Below are 21084 nucleotides of genomic sequence, written 5' to 3' on the forward strand. Positions count from 1 at the left end.
TATGACCGAAGCGGTCAAAGTCAGAATCCTCGAACAGGACTACACAATTGCCTGCCCCGAGGATGCAAAAAACAGCTTACTGCAGTCTGCCGACTACGTTGATCGTAAGATGCGCGAGGTGCGTCAAAGCGGCAAGGTGGTTGGGACCGACCGTGTCGCGGTAATGGCCGCTATAAACATCGCTTACGAATTGCTCGAGGCACACGCTGAAAACCAAGAAATGGCTGATGTACGCAAACGTCTGGCCCGCCTTGATGAACGGATAGCAGAGACAGTTGCCAATGATGCTAAGGCCAACACTGGCAAATCTGGTTGATCAGGTTTCCCGACTCACCCTGTTGCAGACCAAACGCTACTAAGTCATCATTGAATTTAAGCATCCCCTGCGGCGTTCGAGATCAGGCCAAGTCATCTTGACCCTCAACGAAACGCCCAAGGGACCAGGCGTGGGCTGACCGGTGAGCATGTCCGCTACCAAGCGGAAAGCCTAAGGCTGCCCCCCTCGTCCCTACCTGAACCTCAGGGTTCAAGGGCAGGCCTGTACGGCGCCGCGGGGGGTGTCCTCATTCGGGACTACTCAAATCACCAGCGATCTTCCATAATCTTGCGGCGTAGGCCTTTTGCTCAGTTAGGCCCCCAATCCCCTCCCCTGAACGACTTGATTGTCTCAGTTCAAATGACGCCGTAAACCTATCCCTGCAGGCTGCATAGCGACACCCTTGGCGCCCAAGGCCGACATGAGAGGGTAACCAAATGACTCAGAGTGAGCGTTTGAGACACCTAGAGGAGACCTCAAGCGCTTCTAAAGGAGGGCTCATCGAACACATGCGAAACAGCTCAGTCCAAGAGAATCACGATTTGAAAAGAGAGTTGCGCCGCAACTTGCGGGCTCAGCGCCGCAACATTGGCTTGGCAAGACGCAGAAAAGCTGAGTACACCATTCTTAAACGTACCCTCACCTTGCTGAAGCGACGTCGCGCAAGATCAGTGGCATGCTATCTTGATTCAGATGGAGAAGTGCCGACACAGAAGTTGATCACACAAATCACATTGCAAGGGATGGATGTCTATCTGCCAGTTTTACAACATAAGTCAAAGAGACTATGTTTCCGCCGTTATACCTACGCCACACCCATGCGACCAAATCGCTACGGCATACTCGAGCCGATCCCAGACCAATCCCCAGCTATAGGTGCTAATAGACTGGATGCAGTCTTGTTACCCGTAGTAGGGTTCGATAGGCAAGGGAGTCGCTTAGGCATGGGAGGCGGATTCTATGACACCACCCTCAAGTTTCTTCAGCACAGAGACTGGCATCCTCTGATTACGATCGGACTAGCATTTGAGCTGCAACTAGTGGACTACATTCCTACCGACAGATGGGATATATCTCTGGATAGAGTGGTCACGGAAAGATCCGTCTATCAGGGTCGAGTTAAGCAGGTTTATTAGGCTAACAGAGACCTCCACAGCTGGGCTACTCTAGTCGCAGTAGGGAGCCTCGAAAACTTCGCCGGCGCCACCATCCGCCCCGGTGTGGAGGTCTTGGCGCCAGGGATGGAGCCATGAAGCCTCCAGGGTTGGATTCATGGCGTCCTCCACACCGGGGCGGATGGTGGCGCCGGCGAAGTTTTTAGAGGCCACCAGTAGGGGGTTAAAGTGAGGTATCCTTGGAGAAACCTGTGGAAAACTCTGAACAGTAGTACGGACCATATAATGCTACCCAACTTTTCCACAACCTGTCCTATGAGTACTGCTATGTTCCATTAACAAGATCTTTTAGTGGCTTATCAGGGAGATACAAGCACTGTCAACATAGGACAATTGATTTAATAATAATAATATAATAAATTAAAAGAACTGTTATAGAGATGTGCACTTGCTTTGCATCTTGACCATGAACAATAAATCTAGCCAGGAAGATAGTATGTTGACAGGGGATGTCGATTTACCTTTAAAGCTTCCTAGGAGGTAAAAGTTGAGTACACCGGAAGATAATACAAATTATAAGCATTTGAAAATAGGCCTGGTAACTGGTTTTTCGGCCGTTTTGTTGCTTATTATCGGTGTTGGAGGGTTTTTATGGCAGACTAAGGAAATAGATGGGGTTGAAGGCCAAGAAATAAACGAGGATAAAACAGCACAGATTGATCCGGATAAAAAAACAGATCAAGGTGCTAATGAAGTTGGTAGCAGCTTAATTGAATCTGATAATTATCTACAGGCTAGACTGAAAATTCCTAACCTTAAGCAAGTGTCAGCTAGCTCGGCTACAGATTTATTAACTAAACTGAGAGAAAAAGGCAGCAATAACTGGCCTCCAGAAAAAGAACTTCGAGGTGTTACAGCCGCAGAATTTCCTGAGGATCTTGCGGAGGTTTCAGTAAATGAGCGCAAAGAGATATTCTACCGTGTCCTTGCTCCAATTGTTATTGCAGAAAATTTGCGCCTCAGATCGGCGCGCGATTTAATTAGTGATTTATCTCAGAGGCGTCATTCATTAAGTGATGAAGAACAAGAGATAGTTGAGGAACTAGCCGAATATTACAGGGTTTCACTAGAAAAAGATTCATTTTATAGCGATTTACTACATAGGTTAGATGAAATACCGGTCGACCTAGCGATTGCTCAGGCTGCCAACGAGAGTGGGTGGGGCACTTCTAGATTTACTCGTCAGGCTAACAATCTGTTTGGTGAGTGGACATGGACTCAAAAGGAAGGTTTAGTGCCGGAACGCCGTGCTGAGGGGCAAACACATCGAATTAGGGTTTTTGACTCGTTACAACGTTCGGTTCGGTCTTATTTTTATACGCTAAATGTCGGCAATTCATATGAAAAATTTCGGGATATGCGAGCCAAACTAAGAGAAAATGGTAAACAGTTAGATGGCTATTATATGGCTAGTGCCCTTACATCATACTCAGAACGTGGACAAGACTATGTTGATGAGATACGTGCAATGATCAGTTTCAACAACTTAGACAAGCTCAATAGTTTAGAGCTATCGAATGAATAAAGTAATAAATTTACTTATTATCATTAGCTATAGGGAAATTGCTTAAGATAGTATAAACATCTGGCTTTTGCTTAGCGAGCATGCTTATGACTTCAATCCACTCTCTGCTAGCTATCTTGACTGGCACACCATAAGCCTTTGCGTATGCGTGAAGAAAACGCTTAAAGATCAGTCTAGGGGGGGTGGTTCCTATTAACTTAGGCAGGCCTAGTAAGTGTATACGTGACATTTTTTTTAACCGATGAAGGCGAACTGGCTTAGGAAGCCAGCCAATGAAGTAAATATTATCTATGTCTAAGACAGTTAGTGAATGGTGGCCTCTGTGGTTGACTCCATACAAGAAATTACCACGTATAGGATCCATATGCAAAAATCCTGATCGCACCAAATTACCCCAAGCACGCCCCATTTCGGCAGCTATATGTAATCCCGTATTGAGACACACGCTTGTTTTTGCGAGATCCTTAACAGTTATGCCTTCTTCTCTCTCCATGATGTAGATGCCAACAGCCCGTTCGTTTGTTGTTAAACGGAAAGCTGCGATAGGTTTTGGTGTTGATACACCAGCTGCGATAAGCTTCTCTGCTGTGGCGAACAAATATTTTGGTGGGCGCAAGAAGGACTTGATTCTCTCCTTCGGGCCAGTAGGAGAGTAAAGCTTAATTATAAAATCATGTCCGCTGTGGTCACGCCAGCGATAGACATAAGATTTAGATGATTTGATTAACTCTAGGGTCCAGCCGTTGTGCTCTATATTACTACTGGAAAGCAATGCACCGATAATACATGAGATTATATCTGTATTTATCTCGGTGCAGAATTTTGCACGATCTATAGTGCCATCAATATTCATATTGATTCTACGCGCAGTTTCATTGCTCAGCGTCTTTGACATGAGATTATTTAGGGCTGCAAACGGCAAGGGAATATGGAGTGGATGAATATCTTTTGGGCATAATTTAGTTATCTTGTTGTGTGCCTTTTTTAAAAGAAAATACACTGAGCAGTGGGCGTAAACGTCTACGGTTGTATCTGACTAGGTGATGTCGAAATGTCCTTAATGGCATATAAATACCCCACAAAAAACGTCTCTGAACAAAGTTTAGATCTTTTTCATTTAGCTCATTTATATAAGCGGCCCAAGCGGCCTGGAAATAAACTGGTGGTAAACGTAGCTTTAATAACTTTCTTGCCGCACCAAAGAGAGTTAAGTGGCCTTCTCCTAGTGCTTCTATATCAACGATTGTTAGATTACAAGTGTTACTGCCATGTTCATTGTTTGTGATATCCATAATGTTTGCCATTCTACAATCTTGTAGATGAACACCGCATCTGTGTAATCTGGCTAGATATGTTCCGATACGTTTTGCAGTGTGAATTAAGATTAGATGTTCATCAGAGCTTTGCTCTTCATTAGGTTCTGTTAATGGTTGACCGTCGACGTATCGGCTTATTAAACAAGATTTAAAAATATGATCCTTTTCGTAATAATCAACCGCGGCGATTGGTTCACAAACAGATCCGGGTAGTCCCCGATGCGCTTTTATGCCAATCAGCCATGGGAGGACGGAGGAGCGCCGCTTAGTTTTTCCAGGGTTTGTGTATTTAAGAACAATAGGGCCAAAATTCAAAGTGTCTAGCAGGTAAACGTTGTGTCGGCGGCGTGCAGAAATCAAAATACCGCTGAAAGGTATTTGATTTTCCCAGAGTGGAAATAACCTGTTAAAATCAGACGTCGTCAGGACAGAAGAATTGGTTACATAAATTTTTTCATTTCTTAACGTATTATAATCAATATGGGGATCCTGCGAGGAAGCAGCTTCTACCTTGCATCTTAAGGAAGAAATTCGGTTCATTTTATCGGTGAATTGCTCTAAAAACATCGCTAGACAAGATTGGATGAAATATTCCCGCTAAGCTTTGCAGCTATGGCATAGTTTACGCTATTCTCGGAGGTAGGCGAGTCTCCCAAGGGGTGATTCGGTCCGACCTGCATTATAACACCGGATAGTACCTGCCCGTGACTAGCTCTGACCTCCGTCAAGGGATTCACTGCTTGAGCTATAGTCTTATCCGCCTGGTCCCAGCACCCTCTATTCTTGCACCTTAACAGATTGGTGGTGGTTTGCAAGGTGCGCGCTTTACCTTTGTAGGCGAAGCACTGCGGCGCAATACGTTAGAAGTATTCGACCCTCACTATGTATATCTGTTGTCTCCTTCTTCACAAAGTGGAGGCTCGGGGTAGAACTAAGGGATATAACCATAAATGATCAGCAGCTTTATACGGTTGGTAATAGCAGCTGTGTGAGAGATCCCTCAGTGAATCTATAAAATCCCCCCTGAGCCTTGTTACCTCGGTGTGGAGGTCGCCATGAAGCCAGCACCACCAAGGCAATTAAGCTCAGTAATGGGAGTGATTAGAGAGCCCCTCAAAGCCCATGTAAATAGTTTGTTTCAATACTTCGTGAAATGCTAAAACCATGATTTATGGGCACAAAGTAATAATGACGTGGGTCAGGTGTATCATTTGTAATGCAACTTTTATTCACTTTCTAAGTCTAGAAAATCTTGCAGCATGAAAAATGCTAATGGAATCAGTCACTCTCAACTCCACCATGGAGCTGGCATGACGATTGCACTGGTATTGGTGCGAGACAATGGCATAGGAGCCATAGTCTTAGCCCGGCACGTTGACGTAATAAACCACGTAGCCTAAACCCCAATATGATGATTGATCAAGGGGAATACCATGAGCAAATACACTACAACAGCCAGTACTCTAGTTTTGGCAATGGCGCTAAGCGGAACTGCTTGGGCGGTTACAGATGAAAACAACGCTAACGGCAATGACCAAGGAGGTACCCCATCATCTGTTAATACCCAAGCAGATGCTAGTGGAGCGGCAGCTAGCGAGGGGTCTACAGCTCGAGCCGATAACAGAGAAATGACTGAATCGCATAATCATTCTGATTCATATAACCGCAGCATGAGCGATTCAAAAAATCAGCATGATGCCTCGGATAACAGCAGCAGTGTAGCCGATTCACACAACGACAACTCTGACCACAGCAAAGACATAGCTGAGTCTTACAATACTATGCACGACTCGCATAACGAGTATGCTGACTCTTTCAATAACTTCCTGGATATTGAAGCTACTGTAGCTATGTCCGAGCTAAAAGGTACAGTAACAGGAAATACCCTGAGTCTTGGCGGAGAGAGCGATGCTGTGTTTCGGGTTAACAACTCCCTGCATGAAGGATCCGTATCTGGTAACGCAGGAATTACCCAAGTTTCACAGAATGGAGGGGTGGGTAGTCTGATCCAGCAGAATGTAACAATGCAGGGTAACGTGAGCATCAACCCGACCAATTAGAGACAGCAAGCAAAAGCCACCGAGCCCGGTCGAGCAGTTACGTTCGCCGGGCTGCGGTTGGCAAAGATTTCTAGCGTAGCCATGATCAAAGATAATTGGTGCATTAATCTCAGGAGTATCAGTAATGGAACTTCACTTTCAACCGGTACAAAAAAGGAAGGTAAAAAGATTAAAAATATTGGTATTAGGTGCTGCGATGACTGCCATGCCGATATATTCAGCTGCTGAAGCACCCTCGTTAGGTCAGCTAGGGTTTGAGGCATTGCTAGGTGATCCAGTTAATAGCGAGGAATTGGGCTATCAACGCGGACAAGCTGATACCTTTCAACTCCAAGGCAGTGCTATATCAGAGCAGGGAGCTGTTTTAGGTAACCAAATTGAGTATAGCCCAAGCGGCTCAAACATCATTAATAGTGGGGCGCTGCACGATAACCATGGACTAACTACAGTAATCCAGAACTCAGGACATCATGTGATCATCCAAGAAGCTACCAACATAAATGTTTCGGTAAGGCCATGAAAAAGGGGATGGGGGGGAACTATTCTCGGAGTAGCTGTCTGGCTGTCAGCAGCACATGTTGGCGCTGTCCATGGAGCCGCCGTTCCCATTCAGCAACTCGGAGGAGGCCACCAAGTTGCTGTAGAAAGCATGCAGTCTCTTCGATTCCGCGGGGTCGAGAGGCAACAACTGGATTATAGCTGTGGCTCTGCAGCTGTAGCGACCCTGCTGGCATACCACTACGACTATACGAGTAGTGAACCGGAGGTATTCAAAGGAATGATTGCCCTTGCTGATCCGGATATAGTGCAGTCTGAGGGATTCTCGATGCTGGATATGCGGCTATATCTCGCTGAGCAAGGTTTTCGTGCGGATGGATTTAACCTTACACTTGAGCAAGTTGCTGAGCTAGAGATACCGGGAATAGTTTTAATTGACACTGGGGGATATAAGCATTTCGTGGTTATCAAAGGAATTAAGGGAGATCTTGTGCTAGTCGGTGATCCGGCTATGGGGCTGCGCACTTACAGCGTTGAACGTTTTGCGCAAATTCGACGCGGACCATTGCTGATAATTCGTGACCGCCACGACTTAGCGCAGCTCTCCTTCAATCCTGAAAGTGCATGGTCTGTTCAGCCTCAGCCACCGTATAGAACTGCATTTGATCAGCAGTGGTTAGGGGACTTCATGTTGAATTTGCGTCAGCCGGGAGAATGGTGATGGCCCTTCACCTTTTTGCGCGGTTGTATTCAACAGCTGTCCTGGGGATGGGTGTGATATTGGCCTCTCCCCAACAGTTATTGGCAGCTGACAATGAATATCCTTGGGATGTCCCGTTCGGTAATATGACGCATGTGCCTGCAACGGAATTAGCTAATTGGCGTGGCGGATGGACAGACCCGAATGGAGTTGTGGTCCGTTTCGGCTTCCATCACAGCGTGGCCCTGGACGGCGAAGCTATGAGCAGCATTCAGCTGGATATGGTTAGCTTGCCGCTCAATAGTGACCTTAGGCACATAGCAAATGATGTTGCTAACGCTTTCCGGCTAACGACCAGCGATGGTGTTGAGATGCGTATCGGCGACCGGGGTGTGGAAATGATCCTCCAAAATAGCCTTGATGGGCGGCTTATCCAGGTGCTGCAGGATTTGGATGTCCATCTTGAAGGTGTCCCCATGATGCGATTCAACAAGCAGCTTGAAATGCTACAGAATCAGGTTATTGAGGGCTTGCACTAAACGTAAGTGGTCTCAGTGTAAAATACTTGATTCGGAATATTTCGGATTATAAGAGATACCGCTCAAATACTTTTTCTTAACCATACAGTTATTACCTTTAGTATGCCTTTATACAAGGAACCTTGAAAAACAACGCCGCTGGTCGAGACTGTTGGAGTTGTACGGTGCAGATTAGCCCTACAGTCACCCCATATTTTGCTAAATTCGCCTAACAAGTTGAGTTTGCGGCTAAAAGCTTATTGGAAGGCGCAGTGAAACACGTGCATCAGGTGCATCCTCAGTAACGCCGACCCCAACAGATAGTCCTAGGTTAGTTCTTGGCCCAATGCGGTGCGACGTTCCGATCATTAGTGACCCGACCTGGAAACGGTCAAATTCAGCTTGATCTCGATCGCGTCCCCTGGTCTTTGTGCGCATTACCATTGAATGGTCGTAACCCAAACTCAGAGAAGTTCTATCATTCAGGGCAATGCCAACACCGAAGCTTAAGCTGAGCGAGTCTCCCGGATTGATTTTGAGGCTTTCGCCATTATGTGTTTTGACTTCTCGCTCTATGTTGTGCAAGTAGCTAAAGCTGCCATAAAGTACAGCCGGCTCTGAAGGATGTACCCAGTTGAGAGTGGGTTGTACACTCCAAAATCCGCTTCCTGTGGGTTGCTCTGTGAAGATTGTTATATCGTCCCCCTCATCTTCGCCAATCTTCCGCCGCTCTGTTTTGACATCAAAAGGGTCAGTGCCGGTACGACTTTTGATTCTAAGTCCTCCAGTGAAAATAGTACTGCTGCTCGCGCTGGTGTTTATCTGATAGCGTAGGGAGGCCTCGATATCTCCTAGGCCGCTACCGCTGGAACTGACCGTTCCTGAGTGATCTGTCCCTTTTAACAGCTCTCGCTCGCGTATCTGTTCTTCGCGGTAAACATAAGGAATGCGCGCTTCGACTTCTAGCCTGTCGGTAAGGCCATAGCGTACGGCGGTCGCAGCAGTTATTGTTTCACGCTGGCTCTCACGAACCGAGATAACACCAACGGCTACCGCTGGAAGTATGGTGAAACCGTCAATTGAAACATGCCTTGTCGAGGACTGCGTATAGCTTATGGAAGGATCGACAATGAGACTGCCCCGAGGTGTAAGAATGGTGCGCTGCTGTAAACCGCCGGCGGCCTCTTGGGATGGCGGCGGTTCTGTCGTTTGGGGTGGCGCTGCTGCGGTCTCTGTTTGTGCTATTACAGGGGTACTAATCAGCAAGGCGGATAGAGAAGTGGCCATAACCGCTCTTTTTTTATAAAAGCGTCTCATGATCGCACCCCTAGTCGCCGCATTGTGCGATATAAGGTCACACGGGATATCCCTAGCTGGCGGGACGCGGCAGAGATGTTGTGAGAGCAATTAGCAAGTGTTCGCAGAATGACAGCTCTTTCCCCCTGAGCGCGCGCCTCTTTGAGAGTTTCAACATTTCGCCATAAGGGATTACGAATCTCGAGGCCCAGATCCTCCGGAGTAATTATGATTCTATTGTTCATTACTACCGCACGCTCGATTCGGTTGCGCAATTCGCGGACGTTGCCGGGCCATTGGTGGCGGCGCATTGCCCCAAGAGATTGCGGGCTAAATGCTCGTGGAGGAGTTTTGTGGAGGCGTTGGAAGCGTTCTAGAAATAAATTGGCGAGCTCAATTATGTCGTCCCCGCGCTCGCGTAAGGGGGGTATGTCCAGGCGAAGGACATTAAGGCGATAATACAGGTCTTCCCGGAAGCTTTTTGCTTCGACTGCTGCAGCTAAGTCAACGTGGGTTGCCGCAATGACTCGCACATCCAAGGCGATGGACTCACTGCCACCGACACGGGTTACGGCCCTTTCTTCCAGAACACGGAGAAGAGACACTTGGTGCTCTAGGCTGAGTTCACCGATCTCATCAAGCAGTATTGTGCCTCCGTTAGCACGCTCTAAGTGTCCGGTGCGGCGTTGGTGGGCACCGGTAAAAGCACCCCGCTCATGGCCAAAAAGCTCGGATTGAACAAGCTCAGTGGGTATGGCTCCGCAATTAACGGTAACAAACGGAGCATGGTAGCGTTGTGATGAATCATGTATGGCCTGAGCTGCAAGTTCCTTGCCTGAGCCGCTCTCGCCATGAATGAGCACAGTTGCCGAGTTGCGCGCAACTTTTGCTAAGCTGTTGCGCAGTTCTTTGATGATTGGGCTATCACCGAAGATGCCCAATTGGCCTTTGTCCAGAGAACCGTCAACATAACTTCGCGCTTGGCGCCGCAAGTTTGCCATGCCAGCAGCATGCCCTAGTGTTAGAGCAAGTAGCTGTGGATCTGCAGGTATGGTATGAAAATCAAAAAAACAGCTGGAGAGCATTTCAGCCATGATGGGCGTGTGTGCTTTTGAGTTTGAATCTACCAAGGCGATCCATTCAATCTGCTCAGTAGCTGTTAAAAGTTCATGACAAGCGTCGAAATTTATTGGGTTAACCTGCATTAGCCCAACTGAGGGGATCTCCTTAGGAGGTCTGTAATTGATGTCATCTAGGCAGTGAATTAACTCTAGATGCCACCCGGGGACTAAAGGTATTTGTGGCGGGCGGATCTTCATGCCGGGGCTGGCGTGAAAGGCGCATCGTGAGGATGCAGCGACTGGGGCTAAAATTGGCGCTCCCATCTTATGGACACTCCATACTGAAGATAACTTAATGAAAGTTACATAAGCTTCAGCATAATGCGTGCCACATTTTTAACATTATGATAAGTATGATATTTCTGGTTCTGACGTCTAGTCGGATGGGAAAAGTGTAAAGGTTATTAACACTATTTGTACTAGGACTGGTGGCGTGACGGAGGAGATTACAGAGCAACCGGAAAGATGCCCGAATCGTGCAAAAAGTATCTTACGGTGCCTTACTGCCGACAGCGAATCCGCCGGGTTCTGTCGCTGCAGTCTTAGGGAGGTATAGGTTGCCTCTCAGTCATACCTGACAGTTGGCCAAGATGCACCAGGAGAAGACCGAGGGGCAAGATATGGGCGATACACGGGAACACTCAACACGCGCAAAGGGCGGGTCTTGTGAACCAAATGTTGATTTTGTTGGTGGCCGGGGACGGAATCGAACCGCCGACACGGGGATTTTCAATCCCCTGCTCTACCGACTGAGCTACCCGGCCCTGAAAAGATGTGACATTTAAGCTTAAAAGTTGGCGACAGTCAACCGTTTCCTACTTGCGGAAGATCCAGAACAGCAGAGTCAGCACCCCACTGAGCAGCAGCATAGTAGTGATCGGAAAGTAGAAGCTAAACCCCTCCCGCTCTATTGCTATGTCACCGGGTAGTCTGCCAAGACCTAATTTTCCGATCAGTGGCCAGGCCAAGCCGATCACTACCAGGATAAGTCCAGCAATGATCAGTAGTCTTGGTATATCTCCCATCAGGATCACAAACTATTCAGTTTCCACCTTGCGTACTCCGGAACTGCTGCCCAGTAGAAGCAGGTCGGCCGGGCGCAGAGCGAAAATTCCGTTGGTTACAACTCCCGGGATGTTATTGATCTCTTGTTCTAACTTCAACGGTTCAGTGATCGATAGTCCATGCACATCGAGAATGATGTTGCCATTATCGGTGGTGAAATTTTGCCGCAGTTCAGGGCGGCCGCCTATGCGTACGAGTTCCCTAGCCACTGTACTCCGCGCCATGGGTATGACTTCAATGGGGAGTGGGAATTCGCCCAACACGTCAACAAGCTTGCTCTCATCAGCTATGCAAATGAATCGCTCTGAGGCCGAGGCTACAATCTTCTCCCGCGTTAAGGCACCACCACCGCCTTTTATTAACTGTAGAAAGCGGTTGGATTCATCGGCACCATCAACGTACAGGTCTAGGCGGCCGGCGCTATTAAGGTCAACAACATCTATGCCATGCTTACGCAAGCGCTGGGTGCTAGCCTCAGAACTGGAAACGGCGCCGCGGAGTTTCATGCGCATCTCGGCGAGAGCATCTATAAACTTATCCACAGTCGAGCCAGTGCCAACGCCAATAATGGTGTCTTCCTCGACGTACTTCAGAGCTGCTTCAGCCGCTAGGCGTTTGCCATCGGTTTGATTCATTGCGCTTGCTCCTCCGCATTTTTTGTTCATCTTTCTAGCTTAGATATAGAGCTGTATCGCAAATAACGCTATCCTGTGCCTACTATGCAATGCCAACACAACGACCCGCAACCAGCATTCAACAACGGCGTAGGAACAGAGTCGCAGCGCAGCTATCTTGAGCGTATTCTCACTGCTTGTGTTTACGATGTTGCTATCCAGAGCCCACTCGAGCAAGCGCCGATACTCTCTGCGCGTCTTAACAATCAGTTACTGCTCAAACGCGAAGATCTTCAGCCAGTCTTTTCATTCAAGCTGCGCGGAGCTTATAACCGCATAATCAGATTATCCGCTGAGGCCCGCCAGCGCGGCGTAATCTGTGCTTCTGCGGGAAACCATGCTCAAGGTGTAGCACTCTCGGCCCAGCGCCTTGGGATTGAGGCGACGATTGTCATGCCGCGCACCACGCCGCAGATAAAGGTAGACGCAGTGCGGCGTTTTGGCGGCCAGGTAGTACTCCACGGCGATGGTTACGATGCTGCCTCGGCTAAGGCTCAGGAGCTAATCGAGGAATACGGTCTAACCTATATTCCACCCTATGACCATCCCGACGTAATCGCCGGTCAGGGGACTGTCGGTATGGAGATCCTTCATCAGCACCCGCGCGATATCCACGCCATCTTCGTGCCAGTAGGTGGTGGCGGGCTAGCGGCCGGTATTGCGGTCTATATTAGTCAACTGCGCCCGGATATTCGCCTGATCGCGGTTGAGCCTGAGGATGCGCCGACACTGGCTAGCAGCCTCGAAGCAGATGAGCGGGTAACCCTAGATAAAGTAGGCTTATTTGCTGACGGGGTTGCGGTTCGCCAGATTGGCGAATATACCTTCCCCATACTCCGCCGCTTTATTGACGATGTGGTGCTGGTCAGCACTGATGAGATTTGTGCAGCTATCAAGGATACCTTCGAAGAGACCCGCTCAATCCTCGAGCCAGCTGGTGCTCTTGGTGTAGCTGGTGCGAAAAAGTACGTTGAAAATACACGGATTCGCGGTGAGACCCTGGTAGTAATAAACAGTGGCGCTAACATGAACTTTTCGCGCCTATCTCATGTTGCAGAGCGTGCCGAACTCGGTGAGCAGCGCGAAGCGGTATTAGCGGTAACGATTCCCGAGCGCCCCGGGGCATTCCGACGCTTTTGTGAGACCATCGGCGAGCGCTCAATTACAGAGTTCAACTACCGTATGGCCGACCCCGATGTGGCTCATGTTTATGCTGGTATAGCTCTCAGCCGCGGCGATGAAGAGCGGCGCGAGCTGATCCATAAGCTTGAGGCAGATGGTTACTCAGTGCTTGATCTAACTCGTGATGAGATGGCTAAGGTGCATGTCCGGCATATGGTCGGAGGGCGTGGTCACGGGGTAGCCAACGAAATAATCTACCGTTTCGAGTTCCCTGAGCGCCCAGGGGCACTGATGCAATTCCTGGCCAACGTTGGTGGGCGATGGAACATTAGCCTGTTTCACTATCGTAACAATGGAGCAGCTTACGGGCGCGTGCTGTGCGGTATTCAGGTACCAGAGCAAGAGCGTGAGTTGTTTCAAGAATTCATCGGCGGGCTCGACTACAATTTCGCTGAAGAGACAGAAAACCCGGCCTATAAGCTATTCCTAAGCTAAGTCAGACAAGGGCTAATTGACATCGCCGCTACTCTGTCGTCCAATTATCCACAAGGATTGACTATGATCAAAGATATGTCATCACATACAGTATTGCGCACAACTCTTTTCTCTAGCGCGCTGGTAGCCGCTGTTGTTATCAGCTTTTTACCCAAGGTAGCTGAGGCAGGCTCGCAAGAGGAAAAGGAGCATCGTGATAGTGCGGTAGTCTTCATGTACCACCGCTTTGGCGAGGATCGTTATCCTTCAACCAGTGTCCGTCTGGACCAGTTTGATGATCAGCTCGAGTTTCTAGAAGAAAACGATTTCAATGTCTGGTCCATAGAGCGCATTGTCAAGGCCATGCAAGATGGTGAGCCAATCCCTGACAAGACCGTTGCTATTACTGTGGATGATGCTTACGCGTCAGTCTATGAAGAGGCCTACCCGCGTATGAAGGAGCGGGACTGGCCGATGACCTTGTTTGTGGCCACCGATGATGTTGATTCAGGACGCCAGGCCTACATGGATTGGGATCAGATGAGAGAGATGCAGGATAGCGGCCTGGTGACATTTGCCAATCACTCTGCTACTCACGACTATCTAGTACGCCGGGATCCAGAGCAAGAGAGTAAGGAGGAGTGGGAAAAGCGCATGCGCGAAGATATCAATAAGGCGCAGCAGCGGTTGCAGGAAGAGCTAGGTGAGGATGTAAATGAAGACCCGCGTCTGTATGCCTATCCGTTTGGAGAATACAATGAGCGTCTTGCCGAGATTATAACTGACAAGGGCTACATAGCTTTCGGTCAGCATTCCGGTGCCATGGGCAGTGTCGAGGACCCGCGTGCGCTGCCGCGTTTCCCGGTAAATGAGCAGTTTGGTGGCATGGACGATTTTAGTCAGCGTGCCCGCAGCTTGCCCTTGCCGGTTAAGGAGATGGAACCGTTCGAACCGGTCCTTGAGGATAATAACCCACCCAGGATGAAGATCACCCTGAAAGATGATAACGATGTAGCTACTGGTAGGTTGAACTGCTTTGCAAGTCGACAGGGGCTGATGGAGCTGGAATGGCTTGATGAGCAGCGTAATACCTTCGCTGTGCAGGCTGAAGAAGAGTTTGGCCGGGGCCGCGCCAGATATAACTGCACCGCTCCACATCGCGACGGCAGCGGCAGATTCTTCTGGTTCAGTAAACAGTGGCTGAATTACTGACTTGTTGACTTAAACATATGCGCCTGCTCAAGCTCCGTACCTTTATTATGGCTACTGTTGTTGCAGTAGCCGTTGCTGTTTTCGGCATAAGCACCTTCTTCTCCTCACTAATCTACGAGAACATCCTAACCCGGCAAGCTGAGCAGGGTTCAGAGTCGATCGCCCGGCAAACCTTTGAATCGATGTTTCAGGTAATGCGCCTGGGCTGGAGTCGCGAAGAACTAGAATCGTTCATAAATGTTCTTGAGGACTCTTATCAGGATAGCCCTATCCGCGTCACGATCTATCGCGGTGAGCTAGTAGATTCGCTTTATGGGAGCATTGAGGGGGAGCCGGAAAAGGATGATGCCGTTTATAAGGCCATAGACGAGCGCGAGGTACGCAAGACCGAGAAGGGTGATCTGCTGCGCCATATAATGCCGGTACAGACTCGGGATGAGTGTCAGGATTGTCATACTAATGCCGATGTCGGCGACGTCCTGGGCGTGGTTGAAGTAAGTCAGGATATAAGTACCGTCAAGGCAGAGGCGAGCGCCGGCCATTACTGGCTGATGGCAGGTATTGCGCCACTTGCTTTATTACTCGCAGCAACGGTTGGTTACTTGGTTAACCGGCGCATAAAGTATTCGGTTGAGGCGTTTGGTAACCAAGTCGAGCAGGTAAACGCGGTTAAAGATATTCATCTTATTGAGCCGCGCACTATCGACTTGGGATTTGCGGACCTGAACAGGGTCATGGAGAGCGTAGATGATCTGGTGCGTAGGCTTAAAGCGATAGCAGTCGACAAAGACATTCTTAAGACCCACCAGGACCGCCTAGAGCAGGAACAGGAAAAGGCCGAACAGATTGTAGCCAAGGCCCTGGATTCGGCGGCATTGCAGACTCCGGGATTGCGCTATTTCTATCGTCCTGCAGCGATACTCAGTGGCGATTTGATCCTGGCTGAGTATCGGGCGAACGGCAATCTTCTGGTTCTGATCGGTGATTTTACCGGCCATGGTATTGGTGCGGCTGTAGGGGTACCGGGTGTAGCTGAGATCTTTTATGAGAGGGTTAGGCGGGGAGCCCACCCAGCTGAGGTGCTGGATCTGATCAATGACCGGCTCTATCGCACGCTGCCGCCGGATATGTTTATGGGTGCAGCACTAGTGGAGGTAGACTACGCCAATAACCGTTTAGGTGTGTGGAATGGCGGTATGCCACCTTTATGGTTGCTGCAGGGTAGCCGTGTAGTAGCAACCTTCCAGTCCAGTGAATTGCCGCTGGGTATAGTTAGCGACCAGCGTGGTGGAAGACGCCGGATCTCATATCACGACCTGCCCGCTGGCGGTTACCTCTATGCTTGCTCTGACGGCGTCGTCGAGGCTGCTTTGGAAGGCGGATGGATGTACGGTGCTGAGGGTGTAGAAAAGGCCCTTACATCGGTCCCTCCGGGGCAGGGCTTCGACAAAATTCTTGAGCAGCTGGAGATTTATTGGGATTCTACCGAATCCGATGATGATACAACCCTGCTTGAACTAGATCTGGATCAATTGCTTGCCCGCGGCCCGAAAAGAGGTGTCGGGACGAATCCGGCAGCACCGTGGCAGGCGGAGTTAGTGCTTGATGCGGGAACTCTTGGGCGACTCAATCCGGTACCCTCGATAATGGATCTGCTCAGCGATCTAGGGGCACTGGAAGAGCACCAACAGAGCCTCTACTTCATCATTGCTGAGCTCTATAACAATGCCTTGGAGCATGGCTTGCTGGGTTTGGATTCATCACTAAAAAGAACGCCTGAGGGATTTGAGGAGTACTATCGCCAGCGCAGCAAGGCCTTAAACGAGTTAAATGAAGGGGAGATTCGCATTCGTATCTCATCGCACTCCGACCAAGATGCCTCGGATGGTAAAAAACCTTGCGCTATAACAATCGATATAGTTGATAGCGGCCCGGGATTCGACTATCAGGAATGGATGGCGGTTGCTCGAGCTGGTAATAGAGATGGGCAAAGCTGCGGCGATAGCTCAACCGATGCAGCTATGGCCTACGAGCTGAACAAGCCTGCCGGCCGAGGCATCAGCATGGTCCGTGAGCTGGCCGATTCGCTGGAGTATTGGCCACCCGGTAATCGCGTGGTGGTGAGCTTTAGTGGGGTGAGTAAAGGCGATGATAGCGAAGAGTAGCGTAGCAGCCAAAGCAAGGCCCGGATAGGGCCTTGCTTACAAGGTATTATTCATCGGCGCATTATTATCTGCCGCAGCCCCTCCGGATCGACAATTCCCGGAACCTTAAAGCTATATCCATCCTTACAGATGAAGCTTATCTTACCGAATCCTAGTATCTTCCCAAGCAATCCCTGCTGAACGCCTACCGCCTGTAAGTCATCACGAGCAAAGAGCCTAGTAGTTCTAACTATCAGTCCGGTGGCTGCGATCAAGCTATACTGGGTGACCTCCAGTTCCGTGTTGAAAAAGACACTCAGAGAGTGTGCGGCCGTCCCCGGCAGAACTATAAGGTAGAGTATGGTCGCTATGCCGTAACCTATTGTGCCGAGAGGGGCTAAGGTGAAAATTAGAATCAGCGTGGCCACTACTATGGTAGGAATGAAGACTCCCCAGTGAACCTCAGCCTGATAAAGGACCTCCTCATCTTCCTCAAGCATGGTCTCGGCTAGACGCTCACGATCACGCATTGAATAGGTGAGCAGCAATAGGATCACCAGCGGGGGCAGAAGAAGGGTCCCAGCTACCATCAGCATGGTACCCGGAGCGGTGCCGAACCACGCAATACCGAGTAGCAAGCAGATAAGCGATGATAGAGCTATGCCAACTGCGCTGAGGTTAAGCTTGCGCCGCCAATTGACCCCGTCACGCACTCCCTGTGCCTGACGCATAGGCCACCAGCGCATCAGAGAGGCTACTACTGTGGTCGGGAAGAGGACCACAAAGAGCAGCAGGAAGATAAAAGAGTGTTCGCCCCAGAATGGGAACGATCCTAATAGGGAGCTTATAGTAGCCACTGCCAGGAAGATTATCACCCAGCGGCCAAGCTTCCCTTTTTTGGCCCTACCCTCTATATCTGATGACTCGTTCACAGTAGTTACCTCCCTCAAAGATGGCAGGCGGGGGGTGGGGCCATTAAAGTGTTTCTGCTTCTATTTCCCAATACCCCCCGGTCAGTCCAACAGGACTAAACAGATCAATATCCCAGTAATCTATCAGCCGCCTACCATCACCGCCAACCCTAGGCCTAGACACATGGTTATTGTCACAAGCAACTGAAAGATCGCCGTACGGGATAGGCAAGTGTTAAAGGTTTGGGCGTCTTCAGCACTGCTAAGAGTTCGCCATATGCGTACCCCTAAGGGGATTCCGCTTAGTCCTAGCATTGCCCCAACCCAAGGCCCCCCAGAAGTCGCTATGGCGATGAGCCCAGCTGTGACTAAGAATAGAAAGGCACCATAAAGCCATATAGCCCCTTCTCTTCCCAGCAGGATTGCTAGCGTTAGTCTGCCGGCACGCTTGTCACTTTCAAGGTCGCGCAAATTGTTCACGAGCAGAACAGCTGCTGCGGGCACTCCAATGGCCAAGCCCATCAGAATGGTTTTTAAGTCGAAAGGCGCTCCGTAAAGATAAGCAACCCCACCTACCGCCACCAGGCCAAAAAACGCGATAACAAAAACTTCTCCTAAAGGGCCGCGCGAAACCGGCCAGGGCCCACCAGAGTAAGCGTAAGCGGCGGCAACTGAAAGCATGCCAAGAATGAGGATGGGTAAACCACCCTGGTAAACCAAATAGGCGCCTAGGAACAAGCCCACAGCATAGGCAAAGTAGGCTGCCCGGATGACCTGTCCAGGGGTTAGCCAGCCGCGCTCGGTCACCCGCACTGGTCCGGCTCGATCGGGTTGATCGGTCTCGTTCAGGGTGTCAATAGCATCATTTTGTAAGTTGGTGCCGATTTGAATGATGGCGATAACCAGGACTGCGACTATGGTTATATCAAGGCGCAATACGCCGGTCTCTACCCAACCTACGGCCGATCCGGCGAGCACTGGAGAAAATGATAGAGGTAAGGTGCGGGGCCGGATAGCATGCCATACTACGAATGGCCAACTCGGACGGTCATGCTTTTCATAGCGGGATTTGCTGGTAGTTGATGTTTCCATACTCTCTGCACGGCTCCAAGTGGCTGGGAGATGTAACGTCAGCACAGGTATAGATGAATATTCTCAAGACTCAATTAGCTGACCTTTGTTTGCGCGTAAGGATAGGCGCACCAGTAATTATTCAGAATAGGGCCTAAAGTCTGGTGGTGGGGCTGATCCGCTGCCGAACAGAAAACTCTCCATCTCCCTTTCGAGAAAGCGCCTCGTTTGCGCCTCGGCAGGATTGAGACGGTACTCATTTATAAGCATGGTCTGTTGACGGAACCACATCTCCCAGGCTGGTTTGCTTATTTGTTCGTATATTCGCTGGCCCAGTTCCCCTGGATAGGGGGGCTTATCAAGGGCCTCGGCCTCTTGTTTAAGCTTTGCGCAGTTGACTGTCTTCGTCATATCACTCTCATGTAACCCAGTTGACCTTAGGGGAGCACTTGGTGCCCTTGCGCCTGCTCATTCTAACCTCAATCGGCCTGTCGGGCGATGTACTTTTAGGTCTGGACTTGTTATCCCAAAGGCCTATACGAAGCGCTGCTTTTGCGGGCCTATTCGCCTCCTGCAGATGGTTTTCCAGTCGCCACCCTTGGCATGCAGGTTTGGGCGCGTTATGATTGGAAATCCCAGATGCGTTTGACCGTCCTTCCCGCCCGTAGCTCAGCCGGATAGAGCGTCGGCCTCCGGAGCCGAAGGTCGCAGGTTCGAATCCTGCCGGGCGGGCCAAAACTACTCACGCTTCAGAAGGCGCCCGCCGGGGCGCAACTATTCGGCTCGCTCCAGCGCGTTTATCCAGCCGCTAATCTTCTCATAGGTCCTTTCAGGGCACTCCTCGTGAGGTAGGTGGCCACAGTCCTCGATTACGAGTGAATCGGCGTTCTGTAAAGTTTCTGCTAGCTGTTGCGACTCTTGCGGATCGATGATGGTATCTTCCGCGCCGATTACTACCAAGGTAGGCACGCTGACCTCGGCGATAGCCTGTTCAACATCAAGGGGTTCCACCAGGGCGCGGTTGAAGATCTCCCCCCAGGCAAGATCCCAGCCCTCTACCTGAGTATGGAGTAATGCCAGCTCGCGTCGCCGCTCGCTAATAAGTGCTGGGTCGTGGTATGAGGCCTCAAGCAGTGTTGTGCTAGACCCGAACCAGCGGGCTGCTAATAGGTTAAGGCGTTTTACCTGCGGACTATGGCCCAACCAGTCGGGCAATGTCATCCGCTCGACCGTTGCCATCGGGTTGATAAGGACTAAGGCCTCGATCCTCTCGGGGTGACTGTGCGCGGCAGCCAGAGCTACAGCGCCTCCTGAGGAATTACCAACCAAGATACTGTTGGGTATCTCCTGCTTATCTAGTAACGCTATGAGGTGATCAACAGCAGCTGCAAGACTGAAATAGTCTACGTCTTCATCGGCCTCGAGCGCCGGCTTAGCGCTCAGGCCATAAGGAATCTGATCGTAGGCTATGACTTCCCTGCTTGTTGCCAAGTGCGGGATTATCTCTTGCCAAGAGTAGGCATTGAGGGTAAATCCGTGCAGAAGGACCATGGGAGTTGTCCGGTGCGAACCACCTGCTGCACTATCCGTAGCAGGCTTATCTGCCTTTTCTGGGTCAGTTCTGTTTGGGTAAGAGTTGCCCTCTCCCGCCGCGTGCAGATAGTGGATCAGCAATGCTGTGTTGTCGTTGGTGGTCAGGTTCATGAACCGACTTTGTTCTGTGGCGAGCTCTTCGGGTGGCGCGCCCTCTGCAGGGTCGGTGGATATCAAGAAGGGTAGGACGAGGGCAGCTATGAGTAGCGACCCGAACAAAGCCAGCGTTACCTTGCCCAAAAGGGGTAGACGGGACTGCTTTCTTGATTGGTTTGGATTAGCTTCTGTCATGG

Annotated in this window: 20 protein-coding genes, 2 tRNA genes and 1 other RNA gene; 12 read left to right on the plus strand and 11 right to left on the minus strand. The window is 50.0% G+C overall.

Annotation, left to right across the window (positions count from 1 at the left end):
* Nucleotide 1 precedes the first annotated feature (1 nt).
* The 4 genes from HH1059_RS00205 (at nucleotide 2) to HH1059_RS00220 (ending at nucleotide 3016) form a co-directional block, all read left to right on the plus strand.
* Nucleotides 2–316, plus strand: a complete 315-nt coding sequence (locus HH1059_RS00205; RefSeq protein WP_096406924.1) for a cell division protein ZapA — start codon at nucleotides 2–4, stop codon at nucleotides 314–316.
* A 61-nt stretch (nucleotides 317–377) separates the two neighbouring features.
* Nucleotides 378–561, plus strand: a non-coding RNA gene (gene ssrS / locus HH1059_RS00210) — 6S RNA.
* 264 nt (nucleotides 562–825) lie between these two features.
* Nucleotides 826–1452, plus strand: coding sequence for a 5-formyltetrahydrofolate cyclo-ligase (locus tag HH1059_RS14025; protein WP_420809695.1), 627 nt, complete (start codon nucleotides 826–828; stop codon nucleotides 1450–1452).
* 526 nt (nucleotides 1453–1978) lie between these two features.
* Nucleotides 1979–3016, plus strand: coding sequence for a glucosaminidase domain-containing protein (locus tag HH1059_RS00220; protein ID WP_096406929.1), 1038 nt, complete (start codon nucleotides 1979–1981; stop codon nucleotides 3014–3016).
* Between the two features lie 10 nt (nucleotides 3017–3026).
* Here the strand turns inward: HH1059_RS00220 and HH1059_RS00225 are convergent, their stop codons facing one another.
* Both HH1059_RS00225 and HH1059_RS12980 read right to left on the minus strand, forming a co-directional pair.
* The gene (locus HH1059_RS00225) at nucleotides 3027–3869 is read right to left on the minus strand and encodes a protein kinase family protein (protein WP_096406932.1); all 843 of its coding nucleotides are present in this window, start codon (nucleotides 3867–3869) and stop codon (nucleotides 3027–3029) included.
* Nucleotides 3870–3975: 106 nt separating this feature from the next.
* Nucleotides 3976–4899, minus strand: a complete 924-nt coding sequence (locus HH1059_RS12980; protein WP_162549256.1) for a BUD32 family EKC/KEOPS complex subunit — start codon at nucleotides 4897–4899, stop codon at nucleotides 3976–3978.
* Nucleotides 4900–5765: 866 nt separating this feature from the next.
* Between HH1059_RS12980 and HH1059_RS00230 the strand changes: the two genes are divergently transcribed.
* From HH1059_RS00230 to HH1059_RS00245, 4 genes are all read left to right on the plus strand, one after another.
* Nucleotides 5766–6392 (plus strand): hypothetical protein, encoded by a 627-nt coding sequence (locus HH1059_RS00230; RefSeq protein ID WP_096406934.1) that lies wholly within the window; start codon nucleotides 5766–5768, stop codon nucleotides 6390–6392.
* Nucleotides 6393–6516: 124 nt separating this feature from the next.
* The gene (locus tag HH1059_RS00235) at nucleotides 6517–6912 is read left to right on the plus strand and encodes a hypothetical protein (protein ID WP_096406937.1); all 396 of its coding nucleotides are present in this window, start codon (nucleotides 6517–6519) and stop codon (nucleotides 6910–6912) included.
* Nucleotides 6913–7041: 129 nt separating this feature from the next.
* Nucleotides 7042–7611: a C39 family peptidase gene (locus HH1059_RS00240; protein ID WP_096406940.1), complete on the plus strand. Its 570-nt coding sequence runs from the start codon at nucleotides 7042–7044 to the stop codon at nucleotides 7609–7611.
* Entirely contained in the window at nucleotides 7611–8129 is a 519-nt protein-coding gene (locus tag HH1059_RS00245; protein WP_096406943.1) for a hypothetical protein, read from the plus strand. Before HH1059_RS00240 ends, HH1059_RS00245 begins: the two co-directional genes overlap by 1 nt.
* A 228-nt stretch (nucleotides 8130–8357) precedes the next feature.
* Here HH1059_RS00245 and HH1059_RS00250 read toward each other — a convergent pair whose 3' ends face one another.
* From HH1059_RS00250 to rpiA, 5 genes are all read right to left on the minus strand, one after another.
* On the minus strand, nucleotides 8358–9425 hold the full coding sequence (locus tag HH1059_RS00250; RefSeq protein ID WP_096406945.1) for a transporter family protein: 1068 nt from the start codon (nucleotides 9423–9425) through the stop codon (nucleotides 8358–8360).
* Entirely contained in the window at nucleotides 9422–10789 is a 1368-nt protein-coding gene (locus HH1059_RS00255) for a sigma 54-interacting transcriptional regulator (protein ID WP_096406948.1), read from the minus strand. Before HH1059_RS00255 ends, HH1059_RS00250 begins: the two co-directional genes overlap by 4 nt.
* A 424-nt stretch (nucleotides 10790–11213) precedes the next feature.
* Nucleotides 11214–11289 (minus strand) — tRNA-Phe (locus HH1059_RS00260).
* 51 nt (nucleotides 11290–11340) lie between these two features.
* Nucleotides 11341–11550, minus strand: a complete 210-nt coding sequence (locus tag HH1059_RS00265) for a DUF2905 domain-containing protein (protein WP_179948766.1) — start codon at nucleotides 11548–11550, stop codon at nucleotides 11341–11343.
* A 12-nt stretch (nucleotides 11551–11562) separates the two neighbouring features.
* Complete coding sequence (gene rpiA / locus HH1059_RS00270; protein ID WP_096406950.1) at nucleotides 11563–12225, minus strand: ribose-5-phosphate isomerase RpiA; 663 nt, start codon at nucleotides 12223–12225, stop codon at nucleotides 11563–11565.
* An 84-nt stretch (nucleotides 12226–12309) separates the two neighbouring features.
* Here rpiA and ilvA point away from each other — a divergent pair, with 84 nt between their 5' ends.
* The 3 genes from ilvA to HH1059_RS00285 all read left to right on the plus strand — a co-directional run bounded on the left by ilvA (nucleotide 12310) and on the right by HH1059_RS00285 (nucleotide 17237).
* A complete protein-coding gene (gene ilvA, locus HH1059_RS00275; protein ID WP_096406953.1) occupies nucleotides 12310–13881 on the plus strand; it encodes a threonine ammonia-lyase, biosynthetic in 1572 nt (523 codons plus the stop codon).
* 63 nt (nucleotides 13882–13944) lie between these two features.
* A complete protein-coding gene (locus HH1059_RS00280) occupies nucleotides 13945–15072 on the plus strand; it encodes a polysaccharide deacetylase family protein (RefSeq protein ID WP_096406956.1) in 1128 nt (375 codons plus the stop codon).
* A 17-nt stretch (nucleotides 15073–15089) separates the two neighbouring features.
* Nucleotides 15090–17237 (plus strand): ATP-binding SpoIIE family protein phosphatase, encoded by a 2148-nt coding sequence (locus tag HH1059_RS00285; RefSeq protein ID WP_096406958.1) that lies wholly within the window; start codon nucleotides 15090–15092, stop codon nucleotides 17235–17237.
* A gap of 50 nt (nucleotides 17238–17287) precedes the next feature.
* Here the strand turns inward: HH1059_RS00285 and HH1059_RS00290 are convergent, their stop codons facing one another.
* From HH1059_RS00290 to HH1059_RS00300, 3 genes are all read right to left on the minus strand, one after another.
* The gene (locus HH1059_RS00290) at nucleotides 17288–18148 is read right to left on the minus strand and encodes a PH domain-containing protein (RefSeq protein WP_096406961.1); all 861 of its coding nucleotides are present in this window, start codon (nucleotides 18146–18148) and stop codon (nucleotides 17288–17290) included.
* A gap of 123 nt (nucleotides 18149–18271) precedes the next feature.
* Complete coding sequence (gene menA, locus HH1059_RS00295) at nucleotides 18272–19219, minus strand: 1,4-dihydroxy-2-naphthoate octaprenyltransferase (RefSeq protein ID WP_096406963.1); 948 nt, start codon at nucleotides 19217–19219, stop codon at nucleotides 18272–18274.
* A gap of 117 nt (nucleotides 19220–19336) precedes the next feature.
* Nucleotides 19337–19609, minus strand: coding sequence for an oxidative damage protection protein (locus tag HH1059_RS00300; RefSeq protein ID WP_096406966.1), 273 nt, complete (start codon nucleotides 19607–19609; stop codon nucleotides 19337–19339).
* A gap of 247 nt (nucleotides 19610–19856) precedes the next feature.
* Between HH1059_RS00300 and HH1059_RS00305 the strand changes: the two genes are divergently transcribed.
* A tRNA-Arg gene (locus HH1059_RS00305) sits at nucleotides 19857–19933 on the plus strand.
* A gap of 39 nt (nucleotides 19934–19972) precedes the next feature.
* Here the strand turns inward: HH1059_RS00305 and HH1059_RS00310 are convergent.
* Nucleotides 19973–21082 carry an alpha/beta fold hydrolase gene (locus HH1059_RS00310; RefSeq protein WP_096406968.1) on the minus strand — a complete coding sequence of 370 codons (1110 nt, stop codon included), beginning with the start codon at nucleotides 21080–21082 and terminating at the stop codon, nucleotides 19973–19975.
* Nucleotides 21083–21084: the final 2 nt, after the last annotated feature.

It is taken from the genome of Halorhodospira halochloris, assembly GCF_002356555.2.
Taxonomy (GTDB): domain Bacteria; phylum Pseudomonadota; class Gammaproteobacteria; order Nitrococcales; family Halorhodospiraceae; genus Halorhodospira; species Halorhodospira halochloris.

Excerpts from the sequence above, each read along its gene's own strand:
- rpiA (WP_096406950.1), bottom strand. The coding sequence starts at position 12,225 with ATGAATCAAACCGATGGCAAACGCCTAGCGGCTGAAGCAGCTCTGAAG.
- HH1059_RS00310 (WP_096406968.1), bottom strand. The coding sequence starts at position 21,082 with ATGACAGAAGCTAATCCAAACCAATCAAGAAAGCAGTCCCGTCTACCC.
- HH1059_RS12980 (WP_162549256.1), bottom strand. The coding sequence starts at position 4,899 with ATGTTTTTAGAGCAATTCACCGATAAAATGAACCGAATTTCTTCCTTA.
- HH1059_RS00235 (WP_096406937.1), top strand. The coding sequence starts at position 6,517 with ATGGAACTTCACTTTCAACCGGTACAAAAAAGGAAGGTAAAAAGATTA.
- HH1059_RS00280 (WP_096406956.1), top strand. The coding sequence starts at position 13,945 with ATGATCAAAGATATGTCATCACATACAGTATTGCGCACAACTCTTTTC.
- HH1059_RS00245 (WP_096406943.1), top strand. The coding sequence starts at position 7,611 with ATGGCCCTTCACCTTTTTGCGCGGTTGTATTCAACAGCTGTCCTGGGG.
- menA (WP_096406963.1), bottom strand. The coding sequence starts at position 19,219 with ATGGAAACATCAACTACCAGCAAATCCCGCTATGAAAAGCATGACCGT.
- ilvA (WP_096406953.1), top strand. The coding sequence starts at position 12,310 with ATGCAATGCCAACACAACGACCCGCAACCAGCATTCAACAACGGCGTA.
- HH1059_RS00240 (WP_096406940.1), top strand. The coding sequence starts at position 7,042 with ATGCAGTCTCTTCGATTCCGCGGGGTCGAGAGGCAACAACTGGATTAT.
- HH1059_RS14025 (WP_420809695.1), top strand. The coding sequence starts at position 826 with ATGCGAAACAGCTCAGTCCAAGAGAATCACGATTTGAAAAGAGAGTTG.
- HH1059_RS00225 (WP_096406932.1), bottom strand. The coding sequence starts at position 3,869 with ATGAATATTGATGGCACTATAGATCGTGCAAAATTCTGCACCGAGATA.
- HH1059_RS00255 (WP_096406948.1), bottom strand. The coding sequence starts at position 10,789 with ATGGGAGCGCCAATTTTAGCCCCAGTCGCTGCATCCTCACGATGCGCC.
- HH1059_RS00230 (WP_096406934.1), top strand. The coding sequence starts at position 5,766 with ATGAGCAAATACACTACAACAGCCAGTACTCTAGTTTTGGCAATGGCG.
- HH1059_RS00265 (WP_179948766.1), bottom strand. The coding sequence starts at position 11,550 with ATGGGAGATATACCAAGACTACTGATCATTGCTGGACTTATCCTGGTA.
- HH1059_RS00205 (WP_096406924.1), top strand. The coding sequence starts at position 2 with ATGACCGAAGCGGTCAAAGTCAGAATCCTCGAACAGGACTACACAATT.
- HH1059_RS00285 (WP_096406958.1), top strand. The coding sequence starts at position 15,090 with ATGCGCCTGCTCAAGCTCCGTACCTTTATTATGGCTACTGTTGTTGCA.
- HH1059_RS00250 (WP_096406945.1), bottom strand. The coding sequence starts at position 9,425 with ATGAGACGCTTTTATAAAAAAAGAGCGGTTATGGCCACTTCTCTATCC.
- HH1059_RS00300 (WP_096406966.1), bottom strand. The coding sequence starts at position 19,609 with ATGACGAAGACAGTCAACTGCGCAAAGCTTAAACAAGAGGCCGAGGCC.